The organism is Pseudomonas sp. DW-iso17, from assembly GCF_058725345.1.
The window spans coordinates 35,482-60,132 of sequence record NZ_JBZXEA010000044.1; the positions used below are offsets into that span (position 1 = coordinate 35,482).

Annotated in this window: 13 protein-coding genes; 9 read left to right on the top strand and 4 right to left on the bottom strand. The window is 63.9% G+C overall.

Annotation, left to right across the window (positions count from 1 at the left end):
* Nucleotides 1-3: 3 nt before the first annotated feature.
* Nucleotides 4-14,037: a non-ribosomal peptide synthase/polyketide synthase gene (locus tag AC4PS6_RS22510; protein ID WP_336826956.1), complete on the bottom strand. Its 14,034-nt coding sequence runs from the start codon at nucleotides 14,035-14,037 to the stop codon at nucleotides 4-6.
* 210 nt (nucleotides 14,038-14,247) lie between these two features.
* Here AC4PS6_RS22510 and AC4PS6_RS22515 point away from each other — a divergent pair, with 210 nt between their 5' ends.
* Nucleotides 14,248-14,499 (top strand): type II toxin-antitoxin system HicA family toxin, encoded by a 252-nt coding sequence (locus AC4PS6_RS22515; RefSeq protein WP_014718823.1) that lies wholly within the window; start codon nucleotides 14,248-14,250, stop codon nucleotides 14,497-14,499.
* Nucleotides 14,496-14,861 (top strand): type II toxin-antitoxin system HicB family antitoxin, encoded by a 366-nt coding sequence (locus tag AC4PS6_RS22520; protein WP_014718824.1) that lies wholly within the window; start codon nucleotides 14,496-14,498, stop codon nucleotides 14,859-14,861. The genes AC4PS6_RS22515 and AC4PS6_RS22520 overlap by 4 nt, the downstream gene beginning before the upstream one ends.
* Here AC4PS6_RS22520 and AC4PS6_RS22525 read toward each other — a convergent pair whose 3' ends face one another.
* On the bottom strand, nucleotides 14,862-16,034 hold the full coding sequence (locus AC4PS6_RS22525; protein WP_336826957.1) for an MFS transporter: 1,173 nt from the start codon (nucleotides 16,032-16,034) through the stop codon (nucleotides 14,862-14,864).
* Between the two features lie 132 nt (nucleotides 16,035-16,166).
* Between AC4PS6_RS22525 and AC4PS6_RS22530 the strand changes: the two genes are divergently transcribed.
* The gene (locus AC4PS6_RS22530; protein ID WP_032872112.1) at nucleotides 16,167-16,754 is read left to right on the top strand and encodes a TetR/AcrR family transcriptional regulator; all 588 of its coding nucleotides are present in this window, start codon (nucleotides 16,167-16,169) and stop codon (nucleotides 16,752-16,754) included.
* On the opposite strand, the gene AC4PS6_RS22535 is transcribed toward AC4PS6_RS22530, so the two are convergent.
* Nucleotides 16,738-18,093: an MATE family efflux transporter gene (locus AC4PS6_RS22535; protein ID WP_032896782.1), complete on the bottom strand. Its 1,356-nt coding sequence runs from the start codon at nucleotides 18,091-18,093 to the stop codon at nucleotides 16,738-16,740. The two genes, AC4PS6_RS22530 and AC4PS6_RS22535, sit on opposite strands and share 17 nt — an antisense overlap.
* Nucleotides 18,094-18,173: 80 nt before the next feature.
* Entirely contained in the window at nucleotides 18,174-19,004 is an 831-nt protein-coding gene (locus AC4PS6_RS22540; protein ID WP_019816829.1) for an IclR family transcriptional regulator, read from the bottom strand.
* Between the two features lie 242 nt (nucleotides 19,005-19,246).
* Between AC4PS6_RS22540 and AC4PS6_RS22545 the strand changes: the two genes are divergently transcribed.
* The 6 genes from AC4PS6_RS22545 to AC4PS6_RS22570 are packed head-to-tail and all read left to right on the top strand — an operon-like array spanning nucleotide 19,247 to nucleotide 24,640.
* The gene (locus AC4PS6_RS22545; RefSeq protein ID WP_014718829.1) at nucleotides 19,247-20,275 is read left to right on the top strand and encodes an ABC transporter ATP-binding protein; all 1,029 of its coding nucleotides are present in this window, start codon (nucleotides 19,247-19,249) and stop codon (nucleotides 20,273-20,275) included.
* Nucleotides 20,272-21,117 (top strand): ABC transporter permease, encoded by an 846-nt coding sequence (locus tag AC4PS6_RS22550; protein ID WP_336826958.1) that lies wholly within the window; start codon nucleotides 20,272-20,274, stop codon nucleotides 21,115-21,117. The genes AC4PS6_RS22545 and AC4PS6_RS22550 overlap by 4 nt, the downstream gene beginning before the upstream one ends.
* A 4-nt stretch (nucleotides 21,118-21,121) precedes the next feature.
* On the top strand, nucleotides 21,122-21,916 hold the full coding sequence (locus AC4PS6_RS22555; protein ID WP_020303062.1) for an ABC transporter permease: 795 nt from the start codon (nucleotides 21,122-21,124) through the stop codon (nucleotides 21,914-21,916).
* Nucleotides 21,916-22,206, top strand: a complete 291-nt coding sequence (locus AC4PS6_RS22560; protein ID WP_019816827.1) for a (2Fe-2S)-binding protein — start codon at nucleotides 21,916-21,918, stop codon at nucleotides 22,204-22,206. Before AC4PS6_RS22555 ends, AC4PS6_RS22560 begins: the two co-directional genes overlap by 1 nt.
* On the top strand, nucleotides 22,203-23,546 hold the full coding sequence (locus tag AC4PS6_RS22565; RefSeq protein WP_019816826.1) for an FAD-dependent oxidoreductase: 1,344 nt from the start codon (nucleotides 22,203-22,205) through the stop codon (nucleotides 23,544-23,546). The genes AC4PS6_RS22560 and AC4PS6_RS22565 overlap by 4 nt, the downstream gene beginning before the upstream one ends.
* Nucleotides 23,543-24,640, top strand: coding sequence for an NAD(P)/FAD-dependent oxidoreductase (locus AC4PS6_RS22570; RefSeq protein ID WP_282398817.1), 1,098 nt, complete (start codon nucleotides 23,543-23,545; stop codon nucleotides 24,638-24,640). The genes AC4PS6_RS22565 and AC4PS6_RS22570 overlap by 4 nt, the downstream gene beginning before the upstream one ends.
* Nucleotides 24,641-24,651 lie beyond the last annotated feature (11 nt).

Sequence of the window (24,651 nt, forward strand, 5' to 3'; positions counted from 1 at the left end):
GGTTCAAATCGCCTCTAGTTCGCTCAAAAAGTCACGAAGGTCATCAAAATCTTCCACGCTGCCGGCGCGGAAAGTGGCTGCGGCCTGCACGTAGGCGCGCAGCGATTCAGTCTGGAACAGTTCCATCAACGGTACGTCCAGGCCGAGCTCGGCCTGCACCCGCGAGGTAATCTGGATCGCCAGCAAGGAGTGGCCACCGACATCAAAGAAGTTGTCGTTCAGGCCCACTTGCGGCAGGTGCAGGATGTCGGCCCAGATCGTGGCGATCTGCTGCTCAAGCTCGGTTTGCGGGGCCAGGTACTGCTGCTGCATCTGGCTCGCATCCGGCAGCGGCAAGCCCTTGCGGTCGAGCTTGCCGTTGGGGGTCAGCGGCATCTGCGCCAGGAATACGAAGTGGCTGGGCACCATATAGTCCGGTAGGTCGGCTTTCAGGGCACGACGCAGGGTGTCACGGAACTCAACCTGGTCGGCCAGGCTGGCGTCGGCCGGTACCACATAGGCCACCAGTTGTTTGCCGGTCGGCCCCTCCTGGGCCACCACCACGGTTTCACCGACACTGGTTTGCTCACGCAAGCGCGCTTCGATTTCCCCCAGTTCGATACGGAAACCGCGGATCTTCACCTGATGGTCCACACGCCCCAGGTAATCCACCACGCCATCCGGACGCCCGCGGGTCAGGTCGCCGCTGCGATATACGCGACTGCCGGGCTTGCCGAACGGGTCCGGCACGAAGCGTTCGGCGGTTAACGCCGGACGTTCCAGATAACCCCGGGCCACGCCCTCGCCGCCCAGGTACAACTCGCCGGCTACGCCGATGGGTTGCAGGTTCAGTTGCGCATCCAACACGTAGCCACTGCGGTTACCCAACAAGGTGCCGATCGGCGCGTAGACGGCGCCACAGGGGTCGCCCTTGCGTGCCTTCCACAGCAGCGGCGTGACCACGGTTTCGGTCGGGCCGTAGCCGTTGAACAGGTATTTGGGTTTCAGCGCGCGCCACGCCAGGTCGTAGCTGGCTTGAGCCACGGCATCACCGCCAAAGCAGTACACCCGCACCGCCGGCGGGTTGCCGTCGCGCTCGGCATGTTCGGCCAACTGTTGCAGGTACACCGGTGGGAACACCGCCATGGTCACGTTATGGCGATGCATCTGCTCGTAGGTGTATTCCGGCAGCCACAGGCTGTCGTCCCGGATCAACACGCTGGCGCCGTTGATCAGCGGGTGCATCCAGCCTTCGTGGGAGCCGTCGAAAGCAAACGACATGAAGTGCAGTTCGCAATCGGCCGGTGAGGTTTCATAACGCTCGCCAGTGGCGATGATATGCGCCACCAACGGCCCATGAGCCACCGCCACGCCCTTGGGCAAACCGGTGGAACCGGAGGTGTAGATCACGTAGGCGAGGTTGTCGCCGTCCAGCGCCACATCCGGTGCCGTATCGCTGTAACCGGCCCACTCTTCGGTGCGATCAATCGCCAGGGTATCCAGACCCTCGGGGACTGGCAGTTGCTGCAACGCCCGGCTGTGAGTCAGCAGCAGTTGCGCACGGCTGTCTTGCATCATGTACAGCAGGCGATCACGTGGGTATTCGATATCCAGCGGCACATACACGCCACCGGCTTTCATCACCGCCAGGAACGCCACCATGATCTCGGCACTGCGCGGCATGGCGATGGCCACCCGCACTTCCGGGCCGACGCCACGGGCGATCAAGGCATGGGCCAGGCGGTTGGCCTGGCGATCCAGTTCACCGTAAGTCAGGGTTTGCGCGTCGAATTTAACCGCCACTGCGTCCGGGGTTTGCCGGGCGCGATCGCCGACCAATTCGTGCACTAGGCACTCGGCTGAAAAACCGGCGTCGGTCTGGTCCCACAGCTCAAGAATCTGCTGCTGCTCATCCTCGCCCAGCAGGCTCAATTGGCTGATGGGCTGCTGTGGGTCGACCGCCATTGCCCGCAACAGGTTCTGCCAATGCCCGGCCATGCGCTCGATGGTCGCCACGGCGAACAAGTCGGTGGCATAACTCAGGGAGGCACGCAGGGCCGTCGGGCTTTCTTCCACATCCAGCGCCAGGTCGAACTGGGCCACGCCTTCGTCCAGATCCAGGACTTCGACGTGCAGGTCGGCCAGGCGATGCAGATGGCTGTCGGCAGCGCTCACACGGTGGTTGAACAACACTTGGAACAACGGGCTCAGGCTAAGGCTGCGCTCCGGTTGCAATGCCTGCACCAACTGTTCGAACGGCAGGTCCTGGTGAGCCTGGGCCTCCAGGGAACGCTGGCGCACCTGGTGCAGCAATTGCTCGCTGCTCATTTGCCCGTGGATATCGGCCTTGAGCACTTGGGTGTTGACGAAGAAGCCGATCAACCCCTCGGTTTCCAGGCGATTGCGGTTGGCAATCGGCACGCCCACGCGCACATCTTCCTGGCCGCTGTAGCGATGCAGCAACGCTTGGTAAGACGCCAACAGCAGCATCGGCAGCGTGACGCCAGCGTGCTGCGCCAATGCGCGCAACCTGCCCAACAACTCCGGATGCAACTCGATACCCAAGCGTGCGCCGCGATGGCTTGGCTGTGCCGGGCGCGGATGGTCGAACGGCAACTCCAGCACCGGTTGCTCGCCGCTCAACTGCTCGCGCCAGTAGGCCAGTTGACGCGCCTGCTCCCCCGCCTCCATCCAACCGCGCTGCCACACGGCATAATCGCCGTACTGGATCGGCAGCGCCGGCAATTGCACGTCCTGGCCTTGGCTGTTAGCGGCATACGCCTGCACCAACTCCTCGACCATCAACTGCATCGACCAGCCGTCAGAGACGATGTGATGCTGCACCAGCACCAGCACGTGGTCGTCCTCGGCCAGGCGCAGCAAGGTAACCCGCAGCAGCGGCCCACGCAGCAGGTCGAAAGGCTGGGCGACCACCTGCGCGACCCGCGCCTTGAGGCCGGCATAGTCGCTGTCGACCTGCTCGATATCGACCCGGCCCTGGGCGTCAATGACTTGAACCGCGCCGGTGGCGTCCTGACGGAAATACGTGCGCAGGCTTTCATGGCGAGCCAGCAAGCTATCAAAGCTCTCTTGCAGCGCGGTCAGGTCCAACGGCCCGTGCAACCGCAAGGCGCTGGGGATGTGATACGCGGCGCCGGCCGGGTCCAGTTGCCAGAGGAACCACTGGCGCTCCTGGGCATAAGACAGCGGCAGTGGCTGCGTGCGATCGGCCTTGATCAGCGCCGGCGCGGTGACGCCCTCCTCGCCCAAGGCCTGCACGAAATCACCCAGTAGCGGCTGTTCGAACAAGGCCTTGAGTGGGACCTCCAGCGCCAGGGCCTGACGCACCCGTGACACCACCCGCGTGGCCAGCAATGAATGCCCGCCCAACTCGAAGAAATGATCGTCGAGGCCCACACGGGGCAATTCCAGTACCTCGGCCCAGATCGCCGCCACCTGCTGCTCGCGCGGGGTGACGGGCGCTACATGGCCTTTGAGCGACAGGCTGGCATCCGGTTTGGGCAGTGCTTTGCGGTCGAGCTTACCGTTGGGGGTCAGCGGCAGGCTGTCGAGGAACAGCCACTGCGCGGGCACCATGTAGTCCGGCAGACGCTCGCGCAGCGCGGCTTTATACACCTGCGGTGCCTGCGGCGCGGTGCTGACCAGGTAAGCGATCAGCCGGTCGTTATCGGCCAGCACCACGGCTTCGCGTACGCCGTCGAACTCACGCAGGCAGGCTTCGATTTCACCCAGCTCGATACGGAAACCCCGGACCTTGACCTGATGGTCGACACGGCCGATGTATTCCACCACGCCGTCCGCCTGATAGCGTGCCAGGTCGCCGGTACGGTACAGGCGTTCGCCCGGAGCCCCAAACGGGTTGGGCACGAAGCGTTCGGCGGTCAGCGCCGGCTGCCCGTGGTAACCGCGCGCCAGGCCGACACCACCGATCAGCAGCTCACCGGACACACCTTGGGGGCATGGCGTGAGACCGGCATTGAGAATGAACAAGCCGGTATTGGCGATGGGCCGTCCAACGAACGGCAATGCCTGATGCAAACGATGAGCCGCCGACCAGATGGTGGTTTCCGTCGGGCCATAGAGGTTCCACAGCGGGCCTTGCAGGTCGAGCATGCGCTGGGCCAAATCGACGGGCAGCGCTTCGCCACCGCACAGGCAGGCGATGCCACGCAGTGAATGAGCCCGTGGGCTGTCGAGCAACATGCGCCAGGTCGAAGGCGTGGCTTGCAGCACATTCGCCGCCTGACGCTGGGCCAGATCGAGGATCGCCTCGGGGTCGAGGGCCGTTGCCTGGGTGCTCAGCAACACGGTACCGCCGACACTCAGCGGCACATACAGCTCCAGGGCGAAGATGTCGAACGAGAAGGTGGTCAGCGACAACAGCCGCGCATCCTGGCCGATACTCAACGTGCCGGCCATGCCGCTGGTGAAGCTGCACAGCGCCTTGTGACGAACCATCACCCCTTTGGGCTTGCCAGTGGAGCCAGAGGTGTAGATCACGTAGGCCAGATGCTCCGGTGTCACGGCAACCTGGGGATTGTGCTGCGCTGTGCCGGCCTCCTCCACCATCAGCACCTGCACGCCGTGCGGCTGCGCCAGGTGCCCCTGCAGGTGCGGTTGCGTCAGCAATACCCGGGCGCGGCTGTCTTCAAGCATGTAGGCCAGGCGCTCTGCCGGGAATTGTGGGTCGAGCGGCACATAGGCGCCACCGGCCTTGAGGGTCGCGAGCAAGCCAACCACCATGTCCAAGGAACGCTCCACGTGTACTGCCACCAGCACGTCCGGGCCGACGCCCATGTCGATCAGACGATGGGCCAGCCGATTGGCGCGACGGTTGAGTTCGCCGTAGCTCAGGTGCTCGTCATTGAAGTGCAGCGCGATGGCGTCGGGTTGCGCCGCGGCCTGGGCCTCAAACAACTGGTGTACGCAGCGTTCGCGTGGGTAGTCGGTGTCGCTGCGGTTCCAGTCGTGCACCATGTGCTGCCATTGCGACGGGCTGAGCATCGCCAGGTCGTCCAAGGCCACCGAGGCATCCTGCAGGACTGCGCGCAGCAGGTTTTGCCAATGCTCGGCCAAGCGCTCCACGGTCGCCACGTCAAACAGATCCGTGGCGTAAGTCAGCGAGGCCCAGAGACCGTCCACCGATTCCTCGGTTTCCAGGTTCAGGTCGAACTGAGTGCTGTGACCGGCCCAATCCACGGGCTGCAAAGCCAGGCCGGGCAATTGCACCGGGGCTGAACGCAGGCTGTCCTGATGGTTGAACATCACCTGGAACAGCGGGTTATGGCTGAGGCTGCGCTCGGGCTGCAACACTTGCACGAGCTGCTCGAACGGCAGGTCCTGATGGGCCTGCGCTTCCAGGGCACGCTGCTTGACCTGGGCCAGCAACTGGTCGAACGGCATCTGCCCGTGCACGTCAGCTTGCAGCACCTGGGTATTGACGAAAAAGCCCAGCAGTCGCTCGGTTTCGAAGCGATTACGGTTGGCGACCGGTACGCCGACACGCACCTGTGCCTGGCCGCTGTAGCGGTGCAGCAAGGTCTGGAACGAGGCCAGCAACAGCATGAACAGCGTCACGTCCTGACGCTGGGCCAGGGCCTTGAGTTCAGTCAGCAGCGCACGCTCCAGATGAATCTGGCGGCGCGCGCCACGATGACTCTGCACTGCGGGGCGTGGATGGTCCAGGGGCAGGTCCAGCAACGAATGTTCGTGCCCCAGACGAGCGCACCAGTAATCGAGCTGGCGTTGTTGTTCCCCAGCCGCCATCCAGTCGCGCTGCCACTGGGCGTAGTCGGCGTACTGGATCGGCAAGGCCGGCAACCCTGCGCTGCCTTGGTACAGCGCCACCCACTCGTCGATCATCACTTGCATCGACCAGCCGTCAGAGATGATGTGGTGCTGGGTAATGACCAGCACATGGTGATCAGGCGCGACGATCAGCAACTTGACGCGCATCAGCGGGCCGTTGCGCAGGTCGAACGGGCGCTGGATCTCTTCGGTGACCGCCTGCTCGATAGCGCCGACGTCGACCTTTTGTTGTTCAACCGGCACGGCCAGGCTTGGGTGGATGACTTGCACAGTGTGCTCGCCCGCCTCCACAAAGGTGGTGCGCAGCGGTTCATGGCGCTGCACCAGGGCCTCAACGGCGCGCTCCAGCGCCGCGATGTCGAGTTCACCGCGCAGGTGCAAGGCGATGGGCACATGATAGGCCGCGCTGGTGGGGTCCAATTGCCAGAGAAACCACTGCCGCTCCTGGGCAAAGGACAACGCCAGCGGCTGGTCACGGCCAACTGCCTGGATCACGGGCGCCGTATCGACCTGCACACCTGCGCAAGCCGCAGCAAAGGCTGCCAGCGTCGGCTGCTCGAACAGGGCCCGCAACGGCACTTCCACCTTGAGATCGTGGCGCACCCGGGAGATCACTTGGGTGGCCAGCAAGGAATGGCCGCCGCGTTCGAAGAAGTGATCTTCCAGGCCAACCTGCTCGACCTGCAACACTGCTTGCCAGATCGCCGCCAACTGGATTTGCAATGGACTTTGCGGCGCCACGTAGGCGGCGCTGGCCTGGTTCAGGTCGGGTGTGGGCAGCGCACGGCGGTCGAGCTTGCCGTTGTGGTTCAACGGCAAGGCATCGAGGAACACCCAATGGCCCGGCACCATGTAGTCCGGCAACGTCGGGCGCAAGCGCGCCGCCAGTGCCTGTGCCTCCAGCGCTTGGCCTTCGGCGGGCACCACGTACGCCACCAACTGCACGCCGGTCGCGCTCGGCTGCGCAAGCACGGCGGCTTCCCGCACGTTGGGCAAGGCTTGCAGGCTGGCTTCGATTTCGCCCATTTCGATACGCAGGCCACGAATTTTCACTTGATGGTCGATACGCCCGACGTACTCCAGCGCACCCGCCGGGTTATACCGGGCCAGGTCGCCACTTCGATAAAGCCGCGCACCGGGCGTGGCGCAAAACGGGTCCGGCAAGAAGCGCTCGGCGGTCAGCGCCGGGCGGTCGAAATAGCGTTGCGCCAAGCCAACCTCGGCACCAATGCACAGCTCGCCCACGCCATCGGTGGCCAACAGTTCGAAACCGCTGTCGAGTACATACAGGCCGCGCCCGGCAATCGCCTGCCCGATTGGCACGCCGTAGGCGTCGTTGGCATCGGCCAATTGGCACTCATGCACGCTGGAGACCACCGTGGCTTCGGTCGGCCCGTAGGTGTTGACCAGGCGCACATTGCCCAAGCCCGCGGCGTACCACGCACGCACGCCCTCCACTGACATGGCTTCACCGCCCACATGCACCTGGCGCAGCTTGCCCAGGGAGCGACGGTGCTCGGCGCACTCTTGCGCCAACAGGTACCAGTAGGCGGCGGGCAAATCGGCCAGGGTCACGCCCTGCTCGACAATCTCTTGCGCCAGTTGCCCGGCATCCCAGAGTTCATCGCCACGCATGATCAACGCCGCGCCCGCACACAGGGGCGGGAAGCACTGTTCGACAAAACCATCGAAACTGAAGGTCGCAAACTGCAACACGCGGTCTTCGGCGCTCAGTCGGCTGTACAGCGTGGCGCTGTCACAAAACTGGCCGAGGGCGGCATGGTCGATGGCCACGCCCTTGGGCTGGCCGGTGGAGCCAGAGGTGTAGATCACATAGGCCAGGTCAGCCGCCGCCGCGTGATTAGGCGGATTGGTCGTCGGGTAGCCGGTCAGTTCGTCGCCACTGGTGCTGAAATCCACGCGGGTCAGGCCGCGGGGCAAAGGCAAGTCGGCGAGCAAGCCGGTTTCGCTGAGCAACACGTCCAGGCGGCTGTCGGCGAGCATATAGGCCAAACGTTCCGCTGGGTATTCAGGGTCCAGCGGTACGTAGGCCGCCCCGCTTTTGAGCACTGCCAGCAGGCTGACGATCAACTGCGGGCCACGCCGCGAAGCCAGGCCCACCCGTTGGCCGGGGCCGACGCCAAGCGCCAACAAGCGATGGGCCAGGCGGTTGGCACGCTGGTTCAACTGGGCGTAGCTCAAGCTGGCATCACCGGCCTGTACAGCCAGGGCGTCTGGCGTCGCCTCGGCCTGGGCTGCAATACGCTGGTGCACGCGTTCGTTGGCCTGGGGCGCTGCGGCTGAGCGGCTCAGAGCGAGCATCTGCCGTTGCGCAGGGGCGTCGAGAAGGCGCAGGTTGCCCAGCGGCATGTGAGCGTCTGCGAGCAATTGCGCCAGCAGGTGTTGCAGGTTGGCGCTCAACTGCGCCACGTGCGCCTCGCTGAACTGGGCACGGTCATAACTGAATTCCAGGCGCAGGCTGGCGCCCAGTTCGATGCCCAGGGTCAATGGATAGTGCGTGCGCTCATGGTTGTGCAGGTGACCGAAGGTCAGGCCGGCCGGCGCGCCTTGCTTGAGCGCCTCGGCGACCGGGAAGTTCTCGAACACCAGCAAGGTGTCGAACAGCGCGCCTTGCTGGCCGGCCCAGCCCTGGATGTCGTAGAGCGGCACATGTTCATGGTCGCGCAGGCTGAGGTTGAGCGCTTGCAGTTCGCTGAGCCACGTCGCGGCCGACTGGGCTGGCGAGGCTGCGCTGATGATCGGCAAGGTGTTGATGAACAGGCCTAGTTGCTGCTCGATCCCCGGCAGCGGTGCGGAACGCCCGGCCACGGTGGCACCGAAGGCGACGCAGTCCTGGCCGGTGTAGCGTTGCAGCAACAGGCTCCAAGCCCCTTGCAGCAGGGTATTGAGGGTGACTTTGTGCTGGCGTGCGAACTCGCCGAGGCGGCGGGTAAAGTCGCTCTCCAGTGCTACGTGATGGTCAGCCATGCCCACCCCGACTACCGGCGTGCGCAGCGCTTGCGCCAGCAGAGTCGGCGCCGGCAATGCCGCCAGGGCTGTTTTCCAGAACGCTTCGCCCGAGGACTGTTGTTGCAGCCAGGCGAGGTAATCGCGGAACTGCCCGAGCGGCGCCGGCACTGCCTGCCCCGCATAGTGAGCGATGACTTCACCGAGCAACTGCGCGTTACTCCAGCCGTCCATGAGGATGTGGTGGCTGGTGAAGATAAAGTGCCAGGCCGCACCGGCACCGCGCACCAGCGTCAGGCGAAACAGCGGCGCGGCATTCAGGGCAAAACCGCGTTCGCGTTCGGCCTGGGCCAGGGTGTCGAAATCGGCGTCGGGGTCTTCGATCACTTGCAGTTGCAGGTCGACCTGGCGCTGGATCAGCTGATGAGCACTGTCCAGGCCCAGCCAATGGAAGCTGCTGCGCAGGATGTCGTGACGATCCAGCGCAGCCTGCCAGGCACGCCCGAAGGCGAGCAAATCAAGGCCCTCGATGTCGAGGCGTAACTGGTTGATGTAGGCCTGGGCCTCGGGTTCCAACAGGGTGTGGAACAGCATGCCTTGCTGCATCGGCGACAGCGGACAAAGGTCGGCAATCGCCGGCCCGGCTACGGGCAAGGCATCCAGCTGCTGCTGGGTGACGCGTGCCAGCGGGAAATCCGACGGGCTCACCTGGCCTGCCGGCGTGGCACAGCAATGCTCGATCAACGCCTTGAGTTCGGCTGCGTACTCATCCGCCAACCGCTGCACAGTCGCCGCCTCGAACATCTCCCGACTGAACCCCCATTGCAACGACAACTCGCCGCCATACACCTGACCCTCCAGCGTCAACCAGTTGGCCAGCGGCGCCTCTGGATCCTGGGCCTGGCCACTGCCCTGACTGGCCGGCACGAACAGTGCCGACTCGTTGAACTGACGGTCGAACTGGCCCAGGTAGTTGAAGGTGATGCGCGGCGCGGTAAGGTTCGCCAGGCTTTCCTGCGCGTGTGGCGCGCCCAGGTAGCGCAACAGGCCGTAACCCAGGCCTTTGTCGGGCACGGCGCGCAGTTGTTCCTTGACCGCTTTGATCGCCTCGGGCAACTCGCCTTTGGCATGCAGGCGCACCGGGTACAGGCTGGTGAACCAGCCGACGGTGCGGCTCAGGTCGATGTCGTCGAAGAGGTCTTCGCGACCATGGCCTTCCAATTGAATGAGCGCAGCAGGTTGCTCGCTCCAACGGCTGATCACCCGCGCCAGGGCGGTCAACAGCAGGTCGTTGACCTGGGTGCGATAGGCCGCTGGCGCGTCTTGCAGCAGTCGGCGGGTGTGCTCGACGTCGAGGCGTGTTTCCAGCTTGGCACCCAGGCGGTTTTGCAGGCCGCCTTCGGGGTGATCACACGGCAGTTCGGCGTCGATGGACTGGGCTTTCCAGTACAGCAGTTGCTCCTCGACGGTCTGCGCGTGGCGGTGCAGCTGTTGCGCCCAGCGCTGGTAGGCACTGGTTTTTGCCGGCAGCACCTGCTCTCGGTAAGCCTGTTGCAGGTCTTCAAGCAGGATGCGCCAAGACACGCCATCCACCACCAAGTGATGGATCACCAGCAGCAAACGTTGGCTGCCATCGGCCCAATTCACCAACGCGGCGCGCAGCAGCGGGCCTTGGGCAAGGTCAAGGCTGCGCTGGGCTTCATCACACAACACCGCCAGTTCAGCGTCGGTGCTGGCCTGGCATTGCCACAACAGCGATTCGCTGACATCGGCGGCATGGCTCTGCTGCCAGCCGTCAGCCTGCTGCACAAAGCGCAGGCGCAGAGCGTCGTGATGCTGGATCAACCGCGCCAGCGCGGCCTCCAACCGTGCAGGCTCAAGCACCTCACCGGGCACCAGCAACAAGGATTGATTCCAGTGATGCCGCGCCGGGATCGGTTGGGCGAAAAAACTGTGTTGCACGGGCGTCAGCATCACCTCGCCACTGACCGGGCCCTGGTCGATCAGGCTGACCTGCTCGAAGCGCGCCACCAGCGCCAGGCTGCGGATGCTCTGGTACTGGAACAGGTCACGCGGGCTCAGGCGAATGCCGGCCTGACGCGCGCGGCTGACCACCTGGATGGAGATGATCGAGTCGCCGCCCAGCTCGAAAAAGTTATCATCCTGGCCGACCTGCTCAACGCCCAGCACGTCGCTCCAGATGGCAGCCAGGGCTGTTTGCAGGTCGCCTTGGGGGGCGACAAATGCCTGCGGCTGAGCCGCATCCGGCGCTGGCAACGCCTTGCGGTCGAGCTTGCCGTTGGCGGTCACCGGCAGCTTGGGCAGCGCAATGAAATGCGTCGGCACCATGTATTCCGGCAAGCTGCCGAGCAACCAGGCCTTGAGGTCCGTTGGCGCCTCGCCTGCATGCACCAGATAGGCGATCAACTGCTTGCCGCCCTGTACCAGTACCACGGCTTCGCGCACGTGTGGATGCTGCATCAGGCGTGCTTCGATTTCGCCCAGCTCGATACGCAAGCCGCGCAATTTGACCTGATGATCGAGGCGGCCGAGGTATTCGATCACCCCATCGGCGCGTTGGCGCACGCGGTCACCGGTGCGATACAGGCGCTCGCCCGTCACGAACGGGCTGGGCACGAAACGTTCGGCAGTCAACGCCGGGCGTCGGTGGTAACTGCGCGCCAGGCCAACGCCGCCCAGGTAGAGTTCGCCACTGACACCGGCCGGCACCGGGTTGAGTTGTGCGTCCAGCACGTAGGTGCCGAGGTTGGCGATGGGGCGGCCGATGGGCACGCTGTCGGCGCCTTCGTCGATGCAGGTCCAGTGCGTGACGTCGATAGCCGCCTCGGTCGGGCCATAGAGGTTGTACAGCGCCGCAGCGGGCAACTTGGCGAACACTTGCTGTTGCGCGTCCAGGGGCAAGGCTTCGCCGCTGCACATAATGCGCGTGAGGCTTGCGCACGCCTGTACGCCCGGCTCATGGATAAACGCCTGCAACATCGACGGCACGAAGTGCAAGGTGGTAATGGCGTGCCGGCCAATGGTGTCGATCAGGCGCGCCGGTTCACGGTGTTCGCCAGGCGCCGCGACCACCAGGCGGGCGCCGGTCATCAGCGGCCAGAAGAACTCCCACACCGACACGTCAAAGCTGAACGGGGTTTTCTGCAACACCGCGTCATTGGCAACCAGGCCATACGCCTGTTGCATCCAGCTCAAGCGGTTGACCAAGGCGCGATGGCTATTGCCGGCGCCTTTGGGCTTGCCGGTGGAGCCCGAGGTGTAGATCACGTAGGCCAGGTTCAGGGCATGCAAGGCCACGTTCGGCGATTCGCTGCTGTAGCCGTCGAGCCATAGCGCCGGCTGGTCCAGGGCAATCAACTGGATACCGGCGACGGGCAGCGACGCCAGCAGGCTCTGCTGGCTGAGCAGCAGTTGTATGCCGCTGTCTTCGATCATGTAGGCCAGGCGTTCCTGGGGATACTCAGGGTCGAGAGGCACGTAGGCGCCACCGGCCTTGAGAATCGCCAGCAGGCCAACCACCATTTCGATGGAGCGCTCGATGCAGATACCCACCAGCACGTCGGGCCCCACGCCCTGCTCGCCCAGGGCATGGGCCAACTGGTTGGCGCGCGCATCCAGTTGGGCGTAGGTCAAGGTGGTGGTACCGAACACCAGTGCCGGTGCATCGGGGCTGCGCCGCGCCTGGTCTTCGATCAGGTGATGAATCCCGCGCTCGGTCGGGTACGCCTCGGTGGTCTGGTTCCAGCTGTGGACCAGCCGTTGCTGTTCAGCCGCGTCAAGCATGGGCAATTCGCCAATGCGCTGTTCGCCATCGAGCACCATGGCTTGCAGCAGGCGGGTCCAGTGCCGGGCCATGCGCTCGATGGTGGGCGTATCGAACAAGTCATTGGCGTAGGTCAGCGCGGCATGCAGGGTGCCGGACTTTTCATAGGTGTCCAGGGTCAGGTCGAACTGGGTGGTGCGGCCTTGCCATTCCACCAGGGCCAATTCCAGCCCCGATGCGGTGCTGACCGAGGCGATGTCGGCGACGACCGGCTGATGGTTATACATCACCTGGAACAGCGGCGTGTGGCTCAGGCTGCGCTCGATTTTCAGCGCTTCCACCAGCCGTTCGAAGGGCAACTCCTGATGGGCCTGGGCGCCCAGAGCATGCTCCTTGATACCTTGCAGCAACTCGGCAACCCGGGTTTGCCCGGTCAGTTCGGTGCGCAACACCTGGGTGTTGACGAAGAACCCGATCAGCCCCTCGACTTCGGTGCGATTGCGATTGGCAATCGGCACACCGACACGGATGTCGCTTTGGCCGGTATAGCGGTGCAACAGCACATTGAAGGCACCGAGCAGCAGCATGAACAGGGTAACGTTGTGTTTTTGCGCGCAACTGCGCAGTTGCGCGGCCAGTGCCGGCGCAATCGCGAAGTTATGCCGTGTGCCCTGGTAGCTGGGCATGGCCGGGCGCGGGTGGTCGGTGGGCAGCTCCAGGACCGGATGTTCATCGCCCAGGCGAGCCTGCCAATATTCCAATTGGCGCGCCTGCTCGCCCGCTTCCAGCCAGCGGCGCTGCCACAGGGCGTAATCACTGTACTGGATGGGCAGCGCTGGCAGTTGGGGCGCTTCGTTGCGCTCATGGGCGTCATAGCAACGGATGAATTCGTCGATCAGCACGTTCATCGACCAACCGTCGGAGACGATGTGGTGCAGGGTCAGCAGCAGCACGTGTTCCTGCTCGGCAAGCTTGAGCAGTTGCACGCGCAGCAATGGGCCGTGTTCCAGGTCGAACGGCAACAGCGATTGACGGGTGGCGGCGGCGTTGACGGCCTGCTCACGCGCATCAAAGGCCAAGGCGGTGAAGTCCAGGTGCTCGACGGTCACCGACGGCTCCACCGCCACCTGCGCCAGCCGCTCATCAGCCTGACGCTGGAACACCGTGCGCAGGGTTTCGTGACGCGCCACCAGGCTGGCGAACGCTTGCTCCAGCGCTGGCAGGCTCAGCGCCCCCCTCAAGCGCACTGCGCCAGGCAAATTGTAGGCGCCGCTGGCCGGGTCCAACTGCCATAGAAACCACATGCGCTGCTGCGCGTAGGACAGCGCCTGGCGGTCCTCCACCTCCACCCCTGCCGGAATCGGAAACCTTGAAAAATCCACGCCTTCTTTCTGCAAGGCTTGCAGGAACAGTTGGCGTTTTTCCAGAGGCAGCCCGATAAACCGGCGAGCAAGTTTCAAGGAGTCTTCAGCATTCATTTCTTGGAATCCGGGGCAATAGGCGGGAAGCACAAAGGCACGTCGTCCCTATAAAACGAACCGGGCGGGGAAAAATTAGCGGGGGAATGGGGGGCGCCGCACAGGCTGTCATCGGGGGTTACATCAATCCCCGCGAAGCCGCACGAAGCTGAGCTAGCATTGACGAATACCACTTTTTGCAACTACATTTAGTTACACGCAGGGAACGCCGTGTCCAAGAATGAAAAGCTGCTCGCCAAACTGCTCAATGAGCACATGGCATTTACCTGGTCTGAGCTCGTCACGTTATTACGCCGATTGGGATACACACAGATTGAAGGGGCCGGAAGCCGGGTCAAGTTCGACATGGGCGACCCCAGTGCAATGATCACCCTGCACAAGCCTCACCCCGGCAACGAACTGAAACACTACATTCGGCGCCAGATCATCGAACAATTGAAATCAGGAGAACTGATTCAGTGAACAACCAACTGAAACACAAAGGCTACATCGGCTCCATCGAAGCCAGCCTCGAGGACAACTGCCTGTTTGGTAAAATCCTGTTCATCAAGGCATTGGTGAGCTATGAAGGCAAAACTGTGGCTGAACTGGACGCAGCCTTCCGTGGCGCGGTGGATGATTATCTCGCTACCTGCCAAAGCCTGGGGCACACGCCGGAGAAACCGTGCAAAGGTTCATTCAACGTACGTGTCGGGCATGACTTGCATTTGGCCGCTGCCCTGGCGGCAAACCGTAAGAAAGTGACATTGAATGATCTCACGCGTCAGGCGCTGAACGAATTTCTGCAGCATCACTACCCAGAGCCATGCCCGACGATTGGCTGACTATCCCAACCGCCGGTAACCCACTACCGCCGAACCCGCAACCACCGCCCCCGCCGCCAGCGCCACCCAGAATCCGCTGGTGGCGCCAAAGTGGTCGATCATCCACCCCGCACTCGCGGCGCCAATGGCCACGCCGATGCTCAGGCCGGTGATCAGCCAGGTCATGCCTTCGGTCAGGCGGCTGGCCGGGACGATCTGCTCCACCATGGCCATCGACACAATCAACGTGGGCGCAAAGAACAGCCCGGAGATAAAGATGGCAGCGGCCAAGCCGGGAATATTGCTCACCAGCAGCAAGGGCAAGGTGGTCAACGCCGTGGCTACGCCGCAGTACAGGAACTGGCGTGGCAACGGCGCCTTGAGTTTGAGGGCACCGAAGGCCAACCCGGCCAGGCACGAACCAATGGCATACACCGACAGCACGATACTCGCCGCCGCCGGTTGGCCCTGATGCTGGGCGAAGGCCACGCTGACCACATCCACCACGCCGACGATCACGCCCATGGCCAACAGCAAAATCATCAGGATCAATACCGACGGCGAAGCAATCAGCCAACGACCGTGCGCGCCCTGATGCGCGTGTACCGGTGGCTCGGTTTGCCGTTGCAGCACAAAGGTGGTGACGCCCACCCCCAGCAACAGCGCCGCCACCAGGGGCCCGGCTTCTGGGAACACCGCCACGCTCAACCCCACCGAAATGGGCGGGCCGATGATGAAGCACACCTCATCGAGTACCGACTCCAGGGCAAACGCGGTTTGCAGCCTGGGCTGGCCACGGTACAACTCGGTCCAGCGCGCCCGCACCATGGCCGACATATTGGGCATGCAGCCCGCCAGCGCGGCGAACAGAAACAGCGTCCAATTCGGCGCCTGCAACCGCGTACACAGCAGCAACATCAATAGCGCCCCGCCGCCGATCAGCGCGGCAATCGGCAGCACCCTGCCCTGACCGTAGCGGTCCACCCAACGTGACACTTGCGGCGCGCAAATCGCCGTGGCCAGGGCAAACACCGCCGCCACCGAACCGGCCAGGCCATAGCCGCCATGTACCTGGGACAGCATGGTGATCAGGCCGATGCCGGTCATGGATATCGGCATGCGCGCCAGCATGCCCGCGAGCACAAAGGCCCGGGCACCGGGGACCTGGAATAACTCAGCGTAGGGGTTTGCCATCCTGCTTGACCTCTTGCTCGACGCCCTGGGCTTGCTATCTGAATCCATCAGGGCAAAATACATACGACGCGTATGTGGCAGATCATGCTTCGCATACGCAGCGTATGTCAATCACCTAACCAAGAGACGCCCATGAGCCGAGCCCGAGCTGAAATGATCGAAGACACCCGCGCCCGCCTGATAGCGAGCGCGCGCCGGGCCTTCGCCACCCAAGGCTATGCCAATACCTCGATGGATGACTTTACTGCCCGTGCCGGCCTGACGCGCGGTGCGCTGTATCACCACTTTGGTGACAAGAAAGGGCTGCTGGCGGCGGTGGTCGCTCAACTCGACAGCGAGATGGACGCGCGCTTGCAACGCATCTCGGAGCAGGCCGTAGAGCCTTGGAGTGGTTTTTGCGAGCGCTGTCGCGCCTATCTGCGCATGGCCCAGGACCCGGAAATCCAGCGCATTGTATTGCAGGATGCCCCGGCGGTACTGGGCGACACTGGCTCCCAGCAACACTGCGTGGAGTCCTTGCGCCAATTGCTGGAGACCCTGATGCAAGCGGGCCTGATGCCTACGGCCCCCAGCCACGCACTGGCGCAGTTGATCAACGGCAGCCTGGTTAATACCGCATTGTGGATTGCCCGGGATGAACACCCGGGCACACGGCTGGAGGAAGGCTTGCAAGGCCTGGAGTTGCTCTTGCGCGGCCTGAGCCTCACACCAACCGCTTGATCTGCTTATGCCGCCACACCAAGCGGTAATAGGCGATCTGCAACACCAGCATCGCCAGGTAGGTCACCGGAAATGCCATCCACACCCCTTCCAATCCGAAGTGGGCGTTGAACAGATAGGCCATTGGCAGTTCCACGCAGAGCACGCAGAAGATCGAGATCGCCACCGGCATCAGCACCACCCCGCTGGCGCGCATGATGCCGCCAATCACCGCCTGGAAGCCAAATACCAGAATGCTCCAGAGCATGATGTGCAGCAGGTGTTCGGCCCGTACCCGTGCGCTGTCGTCGGTGATGAACAGGCCCAGCAACCAGTGGGATAGCCCATAGCCGAGCACGATCAAGCCACCGGTGAGGCACAGGTTGATCACAAGCCCCGTGCGCAGGATCGGCCCGATGCGCTCCAGGCGCCCGGCGCCAATCGCCTGGGCGCCGAGGATCGAGGCGGTAATGGCAATCGACAGCGCCGGGAACTGCACATAGTTGACGATCTGCGTCACCGCGCCATAGGCCGCCGTGGCCTGGGAACCGTGGCCGTTGACCAAAGCCAGGATGACCAGCTCTGACAGCGATAGCACCACCATCTGCAAGCCCGTCGGCAGGCCGATGCGCAGGACTTTGCCGAGGATAACGCGGTCCAGGCGCAAGGCGGCAAGCAGCTCGCGGTCTGGCGCCATCACGTGGTTTTTGTGGCGCAGGCGCAGGATCAGAAACAGCATCGCCAAGGCGTTACCCACCAGCCCGGCATACACCGCACTCTGGATGCCCATGGGTGGCAGGCCGATCCAGCCGCGAATCAGCGCAGGCGTGAGCAGCAAGCCCACCAGGGTGGAGACCATCAATGCCAGCAACGGCGAAATCGTGTCGCTGACGCCACGCAGCAGTTGGGTATAGAGGATGAACACCAGCAGCAACGGCATGATCAACATCATCATCTGGGCGTAGCCCACCGCGTCGTCGAGCACATCCACCGGCGTGCCCAACGCCTGCAATGCCGGGCGCGCAAACAGGCTGCCCAGCACGGCGGCCACCAGGCCCACCAACGCGCCCAGGGTCAGGGTGGCACCGGTAATCGCCTTGACCATTCCGGTCTCCTGGGCGCCCCATGCCTGGCCGATCAACACCGAGGCGCCCGCCCCCAGGCCGATCACCAGGGCGATAAAGAAAAACACGATGGGAAACATCCCCGACACCGCGGCCAAGGCCTGGGTGCCCAGCATCTGGCCGACGTAAATGCCGTTGAGGGTGCCGGAAAAGCTCTGCAGGAAATTGGACAGCACCATCGGTGCCAGGAACAACAGATAGATTTGCCACAGCGGACGTTGCAAAGGGTTTTGCATGAAAAATGGGGCCTCGAATCACGAAAGCGTCTCAGGGTTATACCGTAACTGGATCCAATATGCTGTTGTGAAGGCCCGGGTTAACCCCCAAAGGTCTGCGACGGCCTGCGCAACGTCGGGTCAAACGGATTGAGCCGCGGCCCGATGGCCGCCGCCTCGCGCTTCAATAACTCCACCACCATCGGCAAGCGGCTTGGCCCCAGGCGGTCGCTGATGGTCGCCACGCTCAACGCCGCGACCGCGTACCCGTCGCGGTTGAGGATGGGGACCGCCAGCCCTGCCATACCTTCCAGCACACCGGTGTTGCGTGCTGCATAACCCAGCTTGCGCACGTTCTCCACTTCGGAGCGCAGCAGCACTTCGTCGTACAGGTGGAAGTCCTTGAGCCGTGGCAGGTTGTAGCGGATCACCGTCTCGCGCTCTTCTTCCGGCAGAAACGCCAGGATCGCCAGGCTGCCCTGCCCCACACCCAAGGCCACGCGCCCACCGATATCGCCGGTGAAGGTACGAATCGGGTACGGACCCTCGCTGCGGTCCAGGCAAATGGCGTCGAAGCCGCTGCGCGCCAGCAGGAACAGCGAGTCCCCCAGCGACGCGCTCAGGCGCAACAGGCTGGGGCGCACCAGGTCGCGCAGGTTGCCGGTCTTGCCCGCGTTGGCCGCCAACGCGAAGAACTCCAGACTCAAGCGATAGCGTTTGCTGCGTGCATCCTGCTCAACCATGCCTTCGTCCATCAGGCTGCGCAGCAGACGATGGGTGGTGGGTTGGGACAAGCCCACCTGTTGGGCGAGCTGGGTGACCCGCTCGCCGCCCTCGGGTACCTCCCCCAGGGCTCGCAGCACAGCAAACAACCGGGAGACGCTGCCCGCACCGACTTCTTTGCCACCATCAATTCGCTCAGTGGAATCCATAACACCTAGTCTCGTTAGTAATTCTGCTCAATGAATAAATCGAAAAATAGTAGTCCGTTGAGTGAAATTTCAGCTTCCGCCCATCCTAGTCTTCGTCCTAATCTGCGTCCACAGGGGCGAATTGAACAACAACCGGCAGCCGACTTGAGATCGAGCGCCAACGCTCCGGCACCGCACTTTTCGCATCTGCCCAAAACAAGAAAGCGCGTTTAGACGCGACTGAATAAAGGTGGAACGCAAACATGGCATTTCTCCAACTCAAGGCCTTGAGCAAACGCTATGGCGCCGTCGATGCGGTGGTCGCCACTGACCTGGCGGTGGAACAAGGCGAGTTCGTTTCCCTGCTCGGCCCTTCAGGCTGTGGCAAGACCACCACCCTGCAAATGATCGCCGGTTTCGTCGACGTCAGCGGCGGCCAGATCCTGCTCGACGGTCGCGACATTACCCACGCAAAACCCGCCAGCCGTGGCCTGGGCGTGGTGTTCCAGAGCTACGCGCTGTTCCCGCATATGAGCGTGCGCGACAACGTCGCCTTCGGCCTGAAGATGCGCAAGGTGCCTGCGGCCGATATCGCCACCCGCGTCAATACCGTGCTGGAGCTGGTGCGCCTGGCCCAGCATGCGCAGCGCTACCCTCGTGAGCTGTCCGGCGGCCAGCGCCAGCGCGTGGCCCTGGCCCGTGCGCTAGTGATCGAACCGCCGGTGTTGTTGCTCGATGAGCCGCTGTCCAACCTCGACGCCAACCTGCGCGAAGAGATGCAATTTGAAATCCGTCGTATCCAGTGCGCGGTGGGCATCACCACCCTGATGGTCACCCATGACCAGGCCGAAGCCCTGTCCATCAGCGACCGTGTGGTGGTGATGCAGGCCGGGCGTGTGACCCAGATCGACGCGCCGTACAAGCTCTATGAGCACCCGCGCACGCGGTTTATCTCGGACTTCGTCGGCAAGGCCAACCTGCTGGCCGGCGACTACGATGCGCTCGGCGCACCCCAAGTGCGTCACGACGGCGGCGCAGGCGAACTGACCCTGAGCCTGCGCCCGGAAAAAATCCAACTGGTGGAGCCTGGCACCGGGCGCATGCAAGGCAAAGTGCTAGACCGCTACTTTTTCGGCAGCCAATGGCTGTACCGCGTCCACACCGCCCTGGGCGAAATCACTGTGGTGCGCAGTAACGACGGCAGCGCACCTTTGGCTGGCGGCGCGGCAGTGGGCCTGCAATGGCAGGCCGATTTGCTGCGGGTACTGGCCGCCGATGAGGTGCACCCATGAGTCGCGGTTACCTGCTCTCGCTGCCAGCGCTGGTGCTGTTTGCCGGGCTGCTGATCGTGCCGCTGGGCTTGACCCTGGTGCTGTCGTTCAATGTGTTCGACTACCAAGTGGGCGTGAAGGTCGATGAGTGGACCTTGGCCCATTATTGGGCGCTGTTGAGCGACGCCTACTTCTACGAGATTTTCTGGCGCACGTTCTGGATCAGTGCCCTGGTGACGCTACTGTGCGTGGTGATCGGCGTGCCGGAGGCTTACATCCTCAGCCGCATGGGCACGCCGTGGCGCTCGATTTTCCTGATAGTGATCCTCACACCGCTGCTGATCTCGGTGGTGGTACGCGCGTTTGGCTGGAGCCTGCTGCTGGGTGCCGACGGGCTGATTAACCAAATGATCCAGGCTCTCGGCGGCAGTCCGATGAAGCTGCTGTATACGCCCTTCGCCGTGATCATCGCGTTGGTGCACGTGATGCTGCCGTTCATGATCATCCCGGTGTGGACCTCCCTGCAAAAGCTCGATCCGTCAGCCGAACAGGCGGCGTTGTCCCTGGGCGCCAGCCAAGCCACGGTGATGCGCAAGATCGTATTGCCCCAAGTGATGCCCGGTGTGCTGTCCGGCACATTGATCGTGTTCGGCCTGGCCGCCAGCTCCTTTGCGATCCCCGGTCTGCTGGGCGGGCGACGCCTGAAGATGGTCGCCACCGTGGTGTACGACCAGTACCTCTCGGAACTCAACTGGCCCATGGGCGCGACCCTCGTGGTGGCGCTGCTGTTGGTCAATCTGCTGATCATGCTGAGCTGGAACCGTATGGTCGAAGGCCGCTACAAAAAGTCCCTGGGGGTTTAAGCGCATGTCCAGAAACGGTCCGTTGGCCCTCGGTTTCCATGCAGCGGTGGTGCTGTTCATGATGGCGCCGCTGGTGGTGGTGTGCCTGGTGGCATTCACGCCAGAGAACACCTTGAGCCTGCCCACGTCGGGCTTCTCCCTGCGCTGGTTTCGCGCAGTGTTCGAACGCGCTGACTTTATCCAGGCGTTCTACAACAGCCTGATCCTGGCCTTCACCGCCGCCACGCTGGCGACCCTGATTGCGGTGCCGGCGGCCTTGGCGATCAGTCGCTATGCGTTCCCGGGGCGCAATTTTTTCAGCGCGCTGTTCCTGTCGCCCATCATCATTCCGCACCTGGTGCTAGGGGTGGCCATGCTGCGCCTGTTTGCGCTGATGGGCGTAAACGGCAGCTTTACCTGGCTGATGCTCGCGCACGTGGTGATCATCACCCCCTACGTGCTGCGCCTGGTATTGGCGGCGGCCATCGGCATTGATCGCAGTGCCGAGCAGGCCGCCGAATCCCTCGGCGCCGGGCGCTTTACGCTGTTCCGGCAGATCACCCTGCCAATGATTTTGCCTGGCGTGGCCGGTGGGTGGTTGCTGGCGTTCATCAACAGTTTCGATGAAGTGACCCTGTCGATTTTCGTCAGCTCGCCGGCCACGCAAACCCTGCCGGTGCGCATGTACGTGTACGCCACCGAGTCCATCGACCCGATGATGGCGGCCGTTTCGGCGCTGGTCATCGCACTGACGGCAGCGACCATGATTGTGCTCGACCGGGTCTACGGCCTGGACCGCGTACTGGTGGGGAAACACTGATGGCCTTGTTCAAGCGACTGAGCGAAACCCAACGCCCTGCCCTGGCCTTTACCCTCGACGGCCAACCCGCCACGGGGCTGCTCGGCGACACCCTGCTGACCGCCATGCTGACCTGTGCCGAGCACCTGCGCGGCAGCGATTTCAGCGCCGAGCGCCGCGCCGGGTTTTGCCTGATGGGCGCGTGCCAGGATTGTTGGGTGCGGCTGGCCGATGGGCGGCGGGTGCGCGCCTGTTCGACCCAGCTTGAAGACGGCCAGGCGATCAGCCGTGACCCGGGGCGCCAGCCATGAAGCCGGTGGTGATTGTGGGTGCAGGCCCGGCGGGGATCAGCGCGGCGCGCACGTTGCTAGACCACGGCATCACACCTTGCCTGGTGGATGAGAGCCCGCGCGGTGGCGGGCAGATTTATCGCCGCCAACCTTCAGGGTTTCAACGCACCGCCAGGCAGGTCTACGGGTTTGAAGCGCGCAAGGCCCAAGCCGTGCACCGCACCATGGATGAACTGGCAGCCTTGATCGACTATCGGCCCGATACCTTGGTGTGGAACGCCGAGGACGGTCGCCTGGACATGCTCAATAACGGGCGCGCCGACAGCCTCGAATACGCGCAGGTGATAGTCGCCACCGGCGCCACCGACCGCATCCTGCCTGTGCCGGGCTGGACATTGCCCGGTGTCTACAGCCTGGGCGCGGCACAAATCGCCTTGAAGTACCAAGGTTGCGCGATTGGCGAACGCGTGGTGTTTTGTGGCTCCGGGCCGTTGCTCTATTTAGTCGCGTACCAATACGCAAAGGCCGGTGCCAAGGTGCTGGCGGTGCTTGACAGTGCGCCGCTGAGCGCCCAATGCCGGGCCTTGCCAGCGCTGCTCAGGCAACCGGCGACCCTGGCCAAAGGCATGTATTACCGCGCCTGGCTGACCGCTCACGGGATTGCCGTGCATCAGGGCGCAATGCTCAAGCAGATCGACGGTGACCAACGGGTGCGTGGCATTCGCTTCGGCGAACAGACCCTGCCATGCGATGCGGTGGCCTTCGCCCACGCCCTGCGCAGCGAAACGCAATTGGCCGATCTGCTCGGCTGTGAGTTTGCCTGGAACCCGCTCAATCGCGCCTGGCTGCCGCAACGTGACAGCGCCGGGCGCAGCAGTGTCGAAGGGGTGTACCTGGCGGGCGACGGCGCCGGGATCATGGGCGCCGATGCCGCGCAAATGGCCGGCGAATGTGCCGCGCTGGCGTTGCTGGAAGATACCGGCGTCGCGGTCGACCCGCACCGCCGGGCCACACTGGAGCGGCAGTTGGCGCGTATCCAGCGCTTTCGCCAGGGCCTGGAAACCGCGTTCCCCTTCCCCGAGCACTGGGCCGCGCAGGCGCCGGACGAACTGGTCCTGTGCCGCTGCGAAGAGGTCAGCGTCGGCGAGGTGCGCGCCGTGGTGGATGAAGGCCACTGGGAAATCAACCGGGTCAAAGCCCATTGCCGCGTCGGCATGGGCCGCTGCCAAGGGCGGATGTGCGGGTTGGCGGCGGCGGAAATCGTAGCAGAGCGCAGCGGCCGCGACCTCCCACAGATCGGGCGTCTGCGTGGCCAGGCGCCGATCAAGCCGCTGCCGTTTGGCGTGCAGGTGCAGCCATGATCGACGTCATCGTCTTGGGGGGTGGCATCGTCGGGGCTTCGGCGGCCTTGGTGCTCGCGCAAAAAGGCCAGCGGGTGGCACTGGTAGAACGGGATTTTTGTGGCTCGCACTCAAGCGGCGTCAATTACGGCGGCGTGCGGCGCCAGGGGCGGCCCTTGCATCAGTTACCGCTGTCCCAGCGCGCTCACCAACTGTGGGCCGACCTGCCTGGGTTGATTGGTATTGAGGGTGAATACGTGCGCTGCGGGCATTTGAAGCTGGCGCGCAGCCCCGGGGATTTTGCCGCACTGCAAGCCTACGCCGATCAGACCCGTGGCTTTGGCCTGGGCTTGCAGCTGTTGGACCGCAGCGAGTTGCGCAAGCGTTTTCCCTGGGTGGGCGACGTGGCAGTGGGCGCCTCGTTGTGCCCGGATGATGGGCATGCCAACCCGCGGCTGGTGTCCCCAGCCTTTGCCCGTGCCGCCCAACGCCATGGCGCTGCGGTGTACGAGCAAGCCGAGGTGATCCGCATCGCGCACGACAGCCGACTGTTCCAGGTGCACTGCGCCAACGGCCTGCACTTGCAAGCGCCCTGGCTGCTCAACTGCGCCGGCGCCTGGGCTGGCAAGGTCGCCGCGCAATTGGGCGAGCCGGTGCCGATTATCTCGGCGCACCCGGCAATGCTGGTCACCGAGCCGCTGCGGGGAGTGATGACCGTCAGCACCGGCGTCGAGGGCGGCGGCATCTATGCCCGGCAAGTCGCCCGTGGCAATTGCATCCTCGGCGGCGGGCGCGGCTTTGCCCTCGGCCCACACCAAGCCCGGCCGGGCCAGGCGGCGGTGCTGGAGATCCTGCGCAATGCCGGCGAACTCTACCCGTTTCTCCAGGGAGCCCAGGCCATTCGCACCTGGAGCGGCACCGAAGGTTACCTGCCGGACAACGAACCGGTGATCGGCCCCAGCAGTACCCAACCCGGCCTGCTCCACGGCTTCGGCTTTGCCGGCGCCGGGTTCCAGCTCGGCCCCGCCGTCGGTGAAGCCTTGGCAGAGATCGTCTGCGACGGCAGCAGCCGCCAACCCATCGAAGCGTTTTCCATCCGTCGTTTCCAAGCCTGAGAGGAAAAACC